Source organism: uncultured Nevskia sp. (genome assembly GCF_903885465.1).
GTDB lineage: Bacteria > Pseudomonadota > Gammaproteobacteria > Nevskiales > Nevskiaceae > Nevskia.
On sequence record NZ_CAISIQ010000146.1, the window covers coordinates 1 to 12,808 of the forward strand.

Sequence of the window (12,808 nt, forward strand, 5' to 3'; positions counted from 1 at the left end):
GTCAAAGGGCTGTCCGAGCTGTTCCGCAACTGGAACAAAGAAGCCACCAGCTGAATCAGCGATTTCGTCTGGTCAACATCAGAAGAACTGAGGACTAATTTTCTGGCTCCTGTTCAACCAAGGAGTCAGCCATGCAACACGACGAAGATGCAAGCTTTCGGCCTGATTGCGCGAGGCACGAGCGCCATCCGGCCGAACGCGCGGCATCGAACCTTGCTGGTGCGCACCCCAGTATCACAGCACCAGCAAACAGCACAACGACCGTACTCAGGCACGGAATCGATAGCCTTTATATGTCCCTGCCTGGGCAATTATCGGATGAAAGCCAAGCGCGTCTGACTGCGCTCAAGGAGCTGGCGCAGCAGGAACGCGAGGTGATGGCCTCGGCTGCGGTCCTTCCTCTCGGGGAACACCGCTTTTGCGTCGCCAGCCATGGTCGCCGCCGGTTCGCCTTTGTGATCGACGACAACTGGTTCAGCATCGCTTTGGCATCGTCATCGGCTCGTCGCCTGCCAATGGCGCACTGCCAGATTTCCAGCGAGCTGCTGACCGCGGTTGGTCCGGTGGCCGCACTCGATTCACTGACAGAGATTGCTGACCATCTCGGGCAGCTAACGGGCTTGCCGATGGTCAGCCGTGCCGACCTGTATGCCGACTTCACGACGCCCGCTGACCTCGTCGCGATGCCGGGACAGAGCTGGATCAAGCGTTGCCACAAGCGGGCGATCTTCGAAGACTGCGATGCCCTGACCGGCGTTGCCTTCGGCCTCGGTGGCGACTTGTCATGCCGCATCTATGACAAGACGACGGAGATCGAACGGAGCGAAAAGCATTATCTGAGGCCCTTGTGGGAGGTAGCCGGCTGGAACGGTAGCGACCGCGTCTGGCGGTTGGAATTCCAGCTGCGTCGTGAAGTCCTGGTCGAGCTGCAAGCCGGCATCCTCCCAGCGCTGCTGGATCGTCTGACGGCGATCTGGTCCTACCTGACAACAGACTGGTTGCGCCTGGCAATCCCGAATCCGGATGACGACACGCGCACCCGCTGGCCGACTCATCCCGACTGGGCTGTTCTGACAAAACTCGACGGCATGACGGCGCCCAGCGCCGTCCGGGTGCGGCGGGAGCGAGTCCCGGAGGACGCGACCTTGTTCCGACCTGGCCTGGCGGGCGTGACCTCGTTCATGGCGCGCGAAGGGATCGACGATTTCGAGGACGGCTTGCGCGCATTCATCCATGCAGCATCGGCCTATCACCGAGACATGGCCCCACAGCCGCACGGCAACGCGCTGCACCGATACGTCCAGCGCAAGGTCATGGCGAAGCAGCGTCGGTTCAACACGATCACGCGCCATGAGCCGGAGTAAGCCATGCCGACACTCGAACTTCGCGAGGCGGCGGCCTACCTGCATATGTCGCCTGTTGTGCTGCGCCGCCGGGCAGCCGCCGGCGTCATTCCGGCAGCCAAGCCGGGGAAGTCCTGGGTCTTCCTCGAAGACGACCTTGCCGCCTACCTTCGTGCGCTTTACCGTGCACGTGGGCAAGCGCCGCTAAGTAGCTCCAAGCAGGAGACTGGAGCATGGCAATCAAGCTACGCGGCGGAGTGTGGTGGATCGACTTCATCGCCCCGGACGGCACACGAGTACGAAAGTCTTCTCGGACTTCGAACCCGCGGGCCGCGCAGGAACTGCACGACCAGCTGAAGGCTGAATCGTGGCGGGTTCAGCACCTGGGGGATAAGCCGGTTCGCAAGTGGGACGATGCGGTTGTGCAATGGCTGAAAGAGAAGGGGCACAAGGCATCGCTGGAGAAGGACAAGGAGATTTTCCGCTGGGCCGATGCGCATTTGAGGGGCAAGGTGCTCTCAGCGATTGACCGGCCACTGTTGCACCGGATTCTCGAAGCAAAGGCCGGTGATTCCGGCCAAGCGACGGCCAACCGCTACATGGCGCTGATCCGGGCCGTGCTGCGACGGGCTTGCGAGGTCTGGGAGTGGACGGAGCGAGTGCCACGCGCACCGATGTTCAGGGCGCAGTCACGGCGGGTTCGCTGGATCACGGTCGAGGAATCGGAACGGCTGCTGTCGAAGCTGCCCGAGCATCAGGCCGAGATGATGCGATTCGCCCTGGCTACCGGCCTGCGGCAGCGGAACGTGTGCCGCCTGCAATGGAAGGACTTGGACCTGGTCAGGCGTTGCGCCTGGGTTCATCCCGACCAGAGCAAGACCCGCAAGGCCATCGCGGTGCCGCTGAACGTGGACGCGGTCGCAGTGCTGGAACGGCTCAAGGGGCGACACGCCGAGTTCGTGTTCACCTACAACGACCACGCGGTGTGGCAGGTGAATACGAAAAGCTGGCGGAAGGCAGTGGCAGAGGTGGGTCTGGTCGACTTCCGCTGGCACGATCTCCGGCATACCTGGGCGTCACGGCATGCGCAGGCGGGAACGCCTTTGAATGTAGTGCAGGAGATGGGCGGCTGGCGCTCTTACGAGATGGTGCTTCGGTACTCGCACCTGTCGGCGGAACACCTGCTGAACCATGCGGAACGTATCGCGGGGAGCAATTCCCGAGGGGCTGTGCCTCAGTCATGTCACAACTGAGGCACAGAGGACTTTCGTCAGCGAAATTTACGCTTGCAAGTCCTTGATTTTAATGGTGGCTAGAGTCGGGATCGAACCGCCGACCTCAGCATTATGAGTGCCGCGCTCTAACCATCTGAGCTACCTAGCCACGCGAGGCGCGGATTGTAGGGGGTTCGAGGGGCCGCGACAATGATTTTTCGGCATTTTCAGCCGCGGGGCGCTCAGCTTGTCGTCGGCATCAGGTCCTTCAGCGTTCGCCAGCCGCCGTCGATCGACCAGACCTGGGTGTAGCCCATCTTCTGCAGGTTGTCGGCGGCGAGTGCGGAGCGGAAGCCGCCGCCGCAATACAGATAGAGCGGCTCGGCCTTGTCCGGATGGCGGGCTTCGATGTCGCGTTCGATCACGCCCTTGCCGAGCCATTCGGCGTTCTTGACGTGGCCGGCGGCGTATTCGCTTTCTTCGCGGACGTCGATGAGCTTCGCCGCCGGGTTCGCGGCCAGCGTGGCGGCGAGGTCGCGGGCGTGAATCTCCTTGATGCGGGTCTTTGCGTCGTCGACCAGCGCCAGGAAGGCGGGCGGGTGCGTGTCAGCCATGATCTTCTCCAGACAATGAATCGGTAGCGGGTTAGATTACCGGGCCGAGGTCTTCAGACCCAATAAGAACCATCAAATACAGGCACGTGCGATGAGTCGACCAGCAATCTTCATTACCGGTGCCGCTGCCGGCATTGGTCGCGCCACAGCCGAGTTGTACGCGGCCAAGGGCTGGTTCATCGGCTTGTATGACGTGGCCGGCGGTGCTGTCGAGGCGCTGCGCGATCAGCTTGGTGCCGACCACGCTATTGCCGAAGCGCTGGACGTGACCGATGCCGCCGCCGTTGCCGCCGCGCTGGAGCGCTTCTTCGCTCGCAGCGGCCGGCTCGATGTGATGTTCAGCTGCGCCGGCATCCTGAGCACCGGGGACTTCGCCGACATTCCGATCGCCCGCCATCACCTGATCGTCGACGTCAATCTGAAGGGCGTCATCAACGGTGCGCATGCGGCCTTGCCGTATCTGCGGCAGACGCCGGGCGCCTGCCTGATCAATATGGCCTCGGCCTCGGCGATCCATGGCGCGCCGGGCTTCGCGAGCTATGGTGCAACCAAGTTCGCGGTCAAGGGTCTGACCGAAGCCTTGAGCATCGAATGGGCGCAGTACGGGATCCGCGTGATGGACCTGCTGCCGCTGTTCGTAGCGACGCCGATGGTCCACGACGTGGCTGCGCCGCCGAAGTCGATCACCCGGATGGGCGTGAACCTTACGGCCGAGGACATTGCCGCGAAGGTCTGGCAGGTGTCGCAGTCCAGGAGTCTGGCGCACACCCATTGGTATCCCGGCCTGCAGACTCAGGCCCTGGCGCTGGCCAACAAGCTGTTGCCGGCTTTCCTCAATCGCTACACGACCAAACTGGTCAGCGGCTACTGACGGGATGACGATGTCCAGACTTCGATTCGCAGCAGCGCTTCTCAGCATCATCAGCAGCCCGATCAGTGGTCCGGTTTGGGCCCAGGGCGGTTCGCCGGCCGTCGATGCCACCGTGCAGGCGAACCAGGCGGCGAAAGCGGCGCAGACGCGCATCGATGCACTCGATGATCAGACCCGCAACATGCTCGAACGCTATCGCGCGGCGATCTGGCAGGCGCAGCAGTTGAAGGTCTACGCCGAGCAGATCGAACCGCTGCTGGCGACCCAGGAAGCGGAGCGCGCAGCGCTGGCCGCACAGGCTCGTGATCTCGCCACCAATACCCGCGATCTGACCCCGCTGCTGCTGAAGATGATCGACAGCCTCGACAAGTTCATCGCCCTCGATCTGCCGTTCCTGCAGGCCGAGCGCCGCGACCGCATCGCCTCCTTGAAGCAGCTGATGACTGATCCGGCGGTGACCCAGGCGGAGAAATATCGCCGCGTCGTCGAGGCCTATCGCATCGAAGGCGACTACGGCCGCGTGTTCGGCGCCGAGCGCATGGAACTGAGCGAAGGCAGCGACAAGAAGCTGATCGACGTGCTGCGCGTGGGCCGCACCGCGCTTTACGGCCTGACGCTCGATGACCGCGAAGCCTTGCACTGGGATCCTGCGAAGAAGCAGTGGGTCGGTCTGCCGGAACAGCATCGCGGCGAGATCCGTGAAGCGCTGCGCATCGCGCGTGAAACGGCGGCGCCGCTGGTCGTGAAGCTGCCGGTGCCGGCGCCGCGGATGGCTGCTGCTGGAGCGCAGCCATGAACCGCATCAGCGCGTTGTTCGTTGTGCTGCTGCTCGGCAGCTTCGGCGTCGCCCACGCCCAGCAACCCGCCGGCATCGACGATCTGCTGAAGTCGATCCGCGAATCGAGCGCCCAGAACGCCAAGATCAATCAAGAGCGTGAGGCGCGCTTCCTGCGCAACAAGGCCGATCAGCAGGCGCAGCTTGCACAGGCGGAAGCCGAACTGAGAGTCGCCGAAGGCAAGGCCGCGGCGGTGCGCAGCCGCTATGAGGGCGCGCAGAAAGCGATCACTGACTACAAGGCGCAGCTGACGGCGAGCAGCGGCGATCTTGGCCAGGTCTATGCGGCGGTGCGCGAAGCGGCCGCGCAGTTCCGCGCTGCGGCAGCGGATTCCTATGTCACCGCGCAGTTTCCGGAACGGCTGAAAGTGCTCGATCAGCTGGCCGATCCGAACCGCTTGCCGAGCAATCAGCAGCTGGAGGATTTCTGGTTCCTGCTGATGCAGGAGATCAGCGAGAACGGCAAGGTCGTGCGCTTCCCGGCGGAAGTCACGGCGATCGATGGCCTGACGACGAAGCAGACGGTGACCCGCATCGGCGCCTTCGGGGCGATCCACGACGGCAAGTATCTGGTCGCCCAGCCCGGCGGCAGTCTGGTGACGCCGCAGCGCTCTGAGCAGGCCAGCGGCCCGGCGCATGCCTTGGAGGAAGCCAAGCCCGAAGACGGCTGGCTGCCGGTGGCGATCGATCCGACGCGCGGCAACCTGCTGCGGCTCGCGGCCCTACGGCCTGACGTGATCGAGCGCATCCATCAGGGCGGCGCGGTGGGTTACGTGATCATCGTGCTCGGTCTGGTTGGTGTTGGCCTGGCGCTGTATCAGCTCTGGTATCTGGCGATCGTTGGCGGGCGGATGAGCCGCCAGCTCGGCAACCTCGAAGCGCCGCAGCCGGACAATCCGTTGGGCCGCGTACTCGCCTGCCTGAAGGACGATGACCGCGCTCACGATCCGGAAGTGCTGGAAACCCGTGTCTCCGAAGCCGTGTTGCGTGAACTGCCTCGCATCGAGCGCTTCCAGAGTTTCCTGAGCATGGTCGTGGCAGCGGGTCCGCTGCTCGGTCTGGTCGGTACCGTCACCGGCATGATCATCACCTTTCAGGTGATCACCGAAGTCGGTGCCGGCGATCCGAAGGTGATGGCCGGCGGCATCTCGCAGGCGATGATCGCCACCGTGCTGGGTCTGCTGATCGCGATCCCGATCCTGTTCATCAACAGCGTGCTCGGCGCCCGTTCGCGGGTGCTGGTGCAGGTGCTCGACGAGCAGGCCGCCGGCCTGCTGGCGCGCCGTCTCGAAGCCCGCGCTGCAGGTGCCGCGCCATGAACGAGATGCTGCATCTGGTCTACGAGCTGCCGCGTGATTCCTGGGAGGATTTCCTGCGCCTCGGTGGCTGGGTGGTGCAGGTGATCCTGGCGGCATCACTGGCGATGTGGCTGCTGATCCTCGAGCGCTACTGGTATCTGAAGCGCATCCATCCCTCGCGGCTCGCCGAGAAGAAAGCCGAGTGGACGGGCCGCCGCGAGCGTCGTTCGTGGACTGCGCAGCGGATTCGCGAGCAGCTGCTGTCCGAGCTGAAGATCGGCATGAGCGCGACTCTGCCGCTGATCAAGGTGATGGTGCCGCTGGCGCCGTTGCTGGGTCTGCTCGGCACTGTCGCCGGGATGCTCGAAGTGTTCGATGCGATGACCGCGGCGGGTCAGGCCGATGTCCGCGCGATGGCCTACGGCGTGTCGCACGCAATGGTCGCAACGCTGGCTGGCCTGATCGTCAGCCTGCTTGGCCTGTTCTTCTCGGTGAGGCTTGCCGCGCGGGTGCGTTGGGAAACCGATCGCCTGCCTGACCGGTTCGTCACTGAATGAAAGTCCGCCGCCACTCCCAGGCCCGTGAAGACACGCACATCGACCTTGCGCCGATGCTCGATTTCTTCCTGAACCTGCTGATCTTTTTCATCATCAGCGCGGCCTTCGTCAGCGAATCCGGCCTGAAGATCAACCGGCCGAGTGCCGCGACGGCAGTCAAGCTCGACAACTCGGCGATCTTCATTGGTATCTCGGCCAGCGGCGAAATCTTCGTCGATCGTGGTCGGGTCGATATCCGTCTGCTGCGGGCGACGATCGAACGCCTGCGCGCACAGAAGCCGAAATCGCCGGTGGTGATCCAGGCCGACCGCGATGCCCGGGCGGGCCTCGTCGTCGAAGCGATGGATCAGGCGCGGTTGGCCGGTGCCATCGACGTCGCGATCTCCGCAGCCCCGGTCAGCACGCCCTGAGATGGCGGCCGTTGCCGACAGCAGTGGCTTGATGCCGACGCGCCGCAACGCGCTGCGTTGGTTGCTGCTCGCGCCGCTGGCGGCACTGCTGGTGTTGCTGATGGTGGTGATGATGCGCTGGATGATCCTGTCGCCTCATCTCGATGGCCCGCCCGGTGATGAATCGCTGCCGGTGTCGCAGATCGTCAAGGCTGAGGAGCAGAAGCCGCCGGAGCCGGATGATGCCGCCGCCAAGCTGCCGGAGCTGGCGCCACCACCGCCGCCTGATGCGCCGCCATCGCTGGCCAGGCCGAACCTGCCGGTAATCGCCGGGCCGTCGATTCCGATCGTTGCGCCGAACGTCGCCATCGCCAATATCGGCGTCGGCGACGTCAATCTCGGCATCGGCATGGGCCTGGGCAATTCCGGCACTTTCGGCGGCTTTGCCGGCGGTGGTGGCAGCGGCAATGGCGGCGGCGGTGGCGGTGTTGGCGATGGCGGTTTCAAGGGTCGCGAGCTGGTGCCGCTGTCCACCGCGCGGCCGCAGATGCCGCCCTGGGCCTGCAAGCAGAAGCTGCAAGGCTGGGTCGAGGTGGTGTTCGTGGTCACACCGCGTGGCCAGGTCGAGAACGTGCGCATCGTCGACGCGAATCCCAGAGGTGTGTTCGAAGCCGCGGCGATCGAAAGCGTCAGCCACTGGATCTATCCGAAAGGCGGCAAGACGGCGGCTGAAGTGAAGCAACGAGTCGAGATGGACCCTGCGGACTGCGCCTACAACTACAACAATCCATGAAACCGAGCCTGTATTTGCCCCTGCTGTCATCTGCACTGCTGCTGCCACTGGCCGCCTTCGCCGCGAACGATGCTCACGATGAAGCGCTGATCGAAACCCTGGCGATCGGCCTCGTCTTCGCCTTCGTCGGTGGCTTCATCGCGTTCCGGCTGGGCCTGCCGCCGCTGATCGGCTATCTGGTCGCTGGCGTTGCGGTGGGGCCGTTCACGCCTGGCCTGATCGTCGATTCCACGATTGCGCCGCAGCTCGCCGAGATCGGCGTGATCCTGCTGATGTTCGGCGTCGGCATGCATTTCTCGATTCGCGATCTGATGCGGGTGCGGCGCATCGCCGTGCCGGGTGCGATTGCACAGATCGCGCTGGCCACGGCGATGGGCATTGGCCTGGCCGAGTTCTGGGGCTGGACCCTGGGCGGCGGCATCGTGCTCGGGCTGGCGCTGTCGGTGGCCAGCACCGTGGTGCTGCTGAAGGCGCTGGAAGCGCGCGGCATGCTGCAGTCGGAAGATGGCCAGATCGCGATCGGCTGGCTGATCGTCGAGGACCTGGTCATGGTCCTGGCGCTGGTGCTGCTGCCGGCGCTGGCCGGGCCGCTCAGAGGCGAGGCGCTGGATCTGAATGCGCTGCTGCGCTCGCTGGGCATGACCCTGGCGATGATCGCGCTGTTCGTCGTGCTGATGCTGGTGGTCGGCAAGCGGGTGTTTCCGTGGTTGCTGGCGCGAGTCGAGAAAAGCGGTTCGGCCGAGTTGTTCACCTTGGCCGCAGTGACCTTGTCGCTTGGTGTGGCGTTCATCTCGGCCGAGCTGTTCGGCGTCAGCTTCGCGCTCGGTGCCTTCTTCGCTGGCATCGTCGTCAACGAATCGGATCACAGCCATCGCGCGGCGGATGAACTGCGGCCGTTCCAGGACGCCTTCGCGGCGCTGTTCTTCGTCTCGGTCGGCATGCTGTTCGATCCGATGATCGTGGTGACCGCGCCGTTGTCGCTGTTGGCCGTGGTGGCGGTGATCGTCATCGGCAAGTCGGTGGTTGCCTACGCGATCGTCCGCCTGCTCGGCTGGCCGAATGGCACAGCGTTGAATGTCTCGGCGGCGCTGGCGCAGATCGGCGAGTTCAGCTTCATCCTGATCGGGCTGGGCCTGACCCTGGAACTGGTGCCGAAGCAGGCGCAGGGGCTGGTGGTGGCCGGCGCGCTGATCTCGATCGCCGTCAATCCGCTGGTGCTGCGTCTGACCACGCGGTTCCGCTGATTCGAATGAAGCGACTTCGCTCGACCCTGCTTGCCGGCCTGCTGCTGGCCGGCACTGTGGCCGATGCCGATCAATACCGTAGCCAGGCGCGGGTGCCGGGAGGCGAGGCTGCGCCGCAGGATCTCGACGCCCAGCTGAAGTCGACCAACGATCCCTACGCGAAAGCGCTGCTGCTGCGCGAGCTGGCCGGGCAGGCCGCTGGCCGCAAGGACTACGAGCAGGCCGCGAAGTACCTCGATGAAGCGATCGCCACCGGTGCGCTGTCTGGCCCGGCGGCAGACCAGATGCGCGCCACGCTGGGCAAGCTGCGCGTCGGCAGCGGCGATCCGGCCAGCGTGCTGAAGAACATCGAGCCGTTGTACAAGGCCGGCAAGGCATTGCCGCCGGAGCAGTTGGTGGCGCTCGGCGCGGCCTATCTGCAACAGAAGCGCTACAAGGACGCGGCCGGCGCGCTGGCCAAGGGCGTGGCGGCCCGACCGAACGCCGACATCTCCTGGCGGCGGGCGCTGTATGCGGCTTATGTCGGCGCCGGCGAAGAAGGCGAAGCGGCCAAGGTGCTGGAAACCGTGCTGCGCGATCAGCCGAATGCGAAAGACGACTGGTTCCGGCTCAGCGCGCTGTATCTGAAGGCCGGCAACAGCGCGCGGGCGCAAGCGGCTATGGAAGTGGCGAGCCGCCTCGGCTACATCGTCAACGAGGAGCAGCGCCTGCAGCTGATCGGCCTGACCGCGCAGATCGGCGCGCCGTATGCCGCCGGCTCGCTGATGAAGGGCTGGCTCGATGGCCAGCAGCTGTCGCGCTCGGCGACCAATCTGCGCACCCTGGCCGGGCTGTGGATCGCGTCGCGCGAGTCGGCCTTGTCGATTGCCGCGCTCAACGATGCGCTGAAGGCTTCGCCGAACTCCGATCTGTATCTGCAGCTTGGCCAGCTCCATCTCGATCGCGAGGAATACCCGAAGGCGATTGCCGCCCTTCAGCAGGCGATCGCGACCGGCGCCAAATCCGGCCCGGCCTACATGACCCTGGGCATCGCGCTGTATCAGCAGGCTGAAGTCGACGCCGCTGCGAAAGCCTTCCGCGATGCCGCGCAGTATCCGGCCAGCCGCAAGCTCGCCGAACAATGGGTCAAGTACCTGGACTCCGGCCGCGCCCGCGAGCAGGCGATCACCGCACTCGCGACGCGCAGGTCACGCCGCGATGACGGCACGCCGGAACTGGCGACCGGGCTGCTGGGCGGGCCGGTCAATGTCGCCGATGCGGAAGCGCCCGTTGGCGTGCCTGCGACACCCGATGCCGCCTCGCCAGCCGCTGCATCGGGCAGCGCCGGCTTGACGCCAGTCGGCGCCGAGCAGGGCAGCAATGCTGCCGGCACCATCCCACCGTGGACCGGTGGCCTGACGCGTTCGCAGTGGCCGGCCGCGTTCAAGCCGGGCGGCAAGCTGGTCGATCCGTTCCCGAACGACAAGCCGAAGTACACGATCACTGCGTCGAACTTCGTCCAGTACGTCGGCCAGTTGTCGGATGGTCATCGCGCGCTGTTCGCGAAGTATCCTGACTACACGATGCCGGTCTACGAAACGCGGCGCACGGTGGCATTCCCGCAGGCGATCTACGACGCGACCAAGGCCAACAACGGCCGGGCCAGCGCGCCGGCGGCCGATTCGCTTGAAGGAGCCAAGCTCGGCTTCCCGTTCCCGCAGCCGAAGACCGGCGTCGAAGTGCTGTGGAATCACCGCGTGCGTTATCGCGGCGATGCCGTGCAGCTCAGCTACAAGCAGGCCGTGGTCGCCGCCGATGGTGCCATCCGCAATCTCGGCAACGTCGTGTTCCGGGTGCTGTTCCGCTACGGCAACATCAGCCAGCCGGGCGATGTGACGCGCGACAACATGCTGGCTTACGGCACCTTGAGCGTGGCCAAGCCGGGCGGCTCGCCGGAGTTCGTGGCGTTGTTCCATGAGACTGCGAACTCGCTGAAGACCGCGCGCGGCATCTGGGTGCTGTTGGTCAATGTCGGCAAGATGTTCCGGGTGCCGCCGATCGGTTACGACCAGCCGTTTCCGGAGACCGACGCGATCCAGTTCATCGACATGGTCGATATGTACAACGGCCTGTTCGACCGCTACGTCTGGAAGCTCACCGGCAAGCGCGAGCTGCTGATTCCGTACAACGCCTATCGCTTGAGCGATGGCCGCTACAAGAACGCGCAGCTACTGACCAAGGGCCATTTCAATCAGGCCGGCACCCGCTACGAGTTGCATCGGGTCTGGGTGGTCGAGGCGACCCTGCGGCCAAGCAACAATCACAGCTTCGGCCGCCGCCTGTTCTATGTCGACGAGGACAGCTGGAATGTCGTGCTGGTCGAGAACTACGATCCCACCGGCCGTCTGTGGCGCTTCCAGGAAGGTCATCTGCTGCCGCTGTACGACGTGCAGGCTGCGTTCGCGGTGCCGAGCCTCACCTACGATCTGAAGGCCGGCAGCTACTTCGCCGAGCGCCTGTTCTCGGAATCGCCGGCGATCCAGTACGGCATCAAGATGGACGATCAGGACTTCCTGCCGGCTTCGGTGAAGAACAAGTACAGCCGTTGAGACGCTGACCTCAGGGCCATCAAGTCCGAAGGCTAGAATGAACACTTGTCCAAACTGAACTCCCTGCCTGATCCATGGATGCCGATCCGCCAGCCAAGCCGAAAGCCAGCCTGTCGTCGCTGAAGACCAGCCCGTTCGCGCGCAACATCGCGCTGACCAAGCTCGGCTTCGGCGCGGGCTCGAAGATCGTCGCCCATTCGCTGATGAACATCTTCCGCGGCGAGATCGAGAAAAGCGACGCCAATCGCGAGTTCTATCGCAAGCAGGCGCAGGTGCTCGCCGATGAACTCGGCAAGCTCAAGGGCAGCGTCATGAAGGCCGGCCAGATGATGTCGCTGTTCGGCCAGTACTTCCTGCCCGAGGAAGCGACCAACGTGCTGGCCAGCCTGCAGGACGACACGCCGCCGGTGGATTGGAAGGTGGTTGGCCCGGCGCTGGAAAAGCGCCTGGGCCGCAAGCGCCTCGCCGAACTCGACATCAACGAGGAACCGATCGCCGCGGCCAGCCTCGGCCAGGCGCACCGCGCGCGGCGCAAGTCCGATGGTCTGGAGCTGGTGGTCAAGATCCAGTATCCGGGCGTGGCCGATTCGATCGACAGCGACATCCGCACCTTGTCGCGCATCCTTTCGATGAGCCGCCTGGCGCCGAAGGAGATCGATCTGGAGCCGACCTTCTCCGAAGTGCGCGACATGCTCAAGCGCGAAGTCGACTACCGCGCCGAAGCCGCATTCACCGAGGAATTCGGCCGCCGTCTGGCCGACGATCCGCGCTTCGTGGTGCCGCAGGTGCTGCGCGATTACTCGTCCGACTCGGTGCTGACCACGACCTTCGAGGCCGGCGTTTCGGTGCGCGACGAAACCGTCAAGAAGCTGTCCCAGGCGCGGCGCAATCGGCTCGGCGGCGCGTTCTTCGATGTCTTCCTGAAGGAATTCTTCGGCTGGGGACTGGTGCAGAGCGATCCCAACTTCGGCAACTACCGCTTCCGGCTCGGCAGCGACAAGAGCGGTGCTGATGATCAGATCGTGCTGCTCGATTTCGGCGCCACCCGCGAGTTCGAGCGCA

At 64.7% G+C, this 12,808-nt stretch carries 12 protein-coding genes, 1 tRNA gene and 1 pseudogene; 12 read left to right on the forward strand and 2 right to left on the reverse strand.

What is annotated here, in order from left to right; translation table 11 throughout:
- Nucleotides 1–131 precede the first annotated feature (131 nt).
- The 3 genes from QZY06_RS05405 to QZY06_RS05410 are packed head-to-tail and all read left to right on the forward strand — an operon-like array spanning nucleotide 132 to nucleotide 2,596.
- Nucleotides 132–1,364 carry a hypothetical protein gene (locus tag QZY06_RS05405; protein ID WP_295681260.1) on the forward strand — a complete coding sequence of 411 codons (1,233 nt, stop codon included), beginning with the start codon at nucleotides 132–134 and terminating at the stop codon, nucleotides 1,362–1,364.
- A 3-nt stretch (nucleotides 1,365–1,367) separates the two neighbouring features.
- Nucleotides 1,368–1,700, forward strand: coding sequence for a helix-turn-helix domain-containing protein (locus QZY06_RS22140; RefSeq protein WP_367275569.1), 333 nt, complete (start codon nucleotides 1,368–1,370; stop codon nucleotides 1,698–1,700).
- Nucleotides 1,583–2,596 carry a tyrosine-type recombinase/integrase gene (locus tag QZY06_RS05410; protein WP_367275570.1) on the forward strand — a complete coding sequence of 338 codons (1,014 nt, stop codon included), beginning with the start codon at nucleotides 1,583–1,585 and terminating at the stop codon, nucleotides 2,594–2,596. Before QZY06_RS22140 ends, QZY06_RS05410 begins: the two co-directional genes overlap by 118 nt.
- A 53-nt stretch (nucleotides 2,597–2,649) precedes the next feature.
- Here QZY06_RS05410 and QZY06_RS05415 read toward each other — a convergent pair.
- Nucleotides 2,650–2,726: transfer RNA gene (locus tag QZY06_RS05415), tRNA-Met, on the reverse strand.
- Nucleotides 2,727–2,799: 73 nt separating this feature from the next.
- Nucleotides 2,800–3,171, reverse strand: coding sequence for a rhodanese-like domain-containing protein (locus QZY06_RS05420; protein WP_295681267.1), 372 nt, complete (start codon nucleotides 3,169–3,171; stop codon nucleotides 2,800–2,802).
- 91 nt (nucleotides 3,172–3,262) lie between these two features.
- Here QZY06_RS05420 and QZY06_RS05425 point away from each other — a divergent pair, with 91 nt between their 5' ends.
- The 9 genes and pseudogenes from QZY06_RS05425 to QZY06_RS05465 all read left to right on the forward strand — a co-directional run.
- The gene (locus QZY06_RS05425; protein ID WP_295681272.1) at nucleotides 3,263–4,042 is read left to right on the forward strand and encodes an SDR family oxidoreductase; all 780 of its coding nucleotides are present in this window, start codon (nucleotides 3,263–3,265) and stop codon (nucleotides 4,040–4,042) included.
- A gap of 10 nt (nucleotides 4,043–4,052) precedes the next feature.
- The gene (locus QZY06_RS05430) at nucleotides 4,053–4,838 is read left to right on the forward strand and encodes a DUF3450 domain-containing protein (RefSeq protein ID WP_295681274.1); all 786 of its coding nucleotides are present in this window, start codon (nucleotides 4,053–4,055) and stop codon (nucleotides 4,836–4,838) included.
- On the forward strand, nucleotides 4,835–6,196 hold the full coding sequence (locus tag QZY06_RS05435) for a MotA/TolQ/ExbB proton channel family protein (protein ID WP_295681276.1): 1,362 nt from the start codon (nucleotides 4,835–4,837) through the stop codon (nucleotides 6,194–6,196). The genes QZY06_RS05430 and QZY06_RS05435 overlap by 4 nt, the downstream gene beginning before the upstream one ends.
- Entirely contained in the window at nucleotides 6,193–6,732 is a 540-nt protein-coding gene (locus tag QZY06_RS05440; protein ID WP_295681279.1) for a MotA/TolQ/ExbB proton channel family protein, read from the forward strand. The genes QZY06_RS05435 and QZY06_RS05440 overlap by 4 nt, the downstream gene beginning before the upstream one ends.
- Nucleotides 6,729–7,142: a biopolymer transporter ExbD gene (locus QZY06_RS05445; RefSeq protein WP_295681282.1), complete on the forward strand. Its 414-nt coding sequence runs from the start codon at nucleotides 6,729–6,731 to the stop codon at nucleotides 7,140–7,142. The genes QZY06_RS05440 and QZY06_RS05445 overlap by 4 nt, the downstream gene beginning before the upstream one ends.
- Before the next feature lies 1 nt (nucleotide 7,143).
- Nucleotides 7,144–7,914, forward strand: coding sequence for an energy transducer TonB (locus QZY06_RS05450; RefSeq protein ID WP_295681285.1), 771 nt, complete (start codon nucleotides 7,144–7,146; stop codon nucleotides 7,912–7,914).
- A gap of 47 nt (nucleotides 7,915–7,961) precedes the next feature.
- Nucleotides 7,962–9,131: pseudogene (locus tag QZY06_RS05455) on the forward strand (cation:proton antiporter); the annotation flags it as partial.
- 32 nt (nucleotides 9,132–9,163) lie between these two features.
- Nucleotides 9,164–11,746 carry a DUF1329 domain-containing protein gene (locus tag QZY06_RS05460; RefSeq protein ID WP_295681290.1) on the forward strand — a complete coding sequence of 861 codons (2,583 nt, stop codon included), beginning with the start codon at nucleotides 9,164–9,166 and terminating at the stop codon, nucleotides 11,744–11,746.
- A gap of 74 nt (nucleotides 11,747–11,820) precedes the next feature.
- The coding region (locus QZY06_RS05465) for an AarF/ABC1/UbiB kinase family protein (protein WP_295681293.1) at nucleotides 11,821–12,808 on the forward strand (988 nt) is incomplete at its 3' end.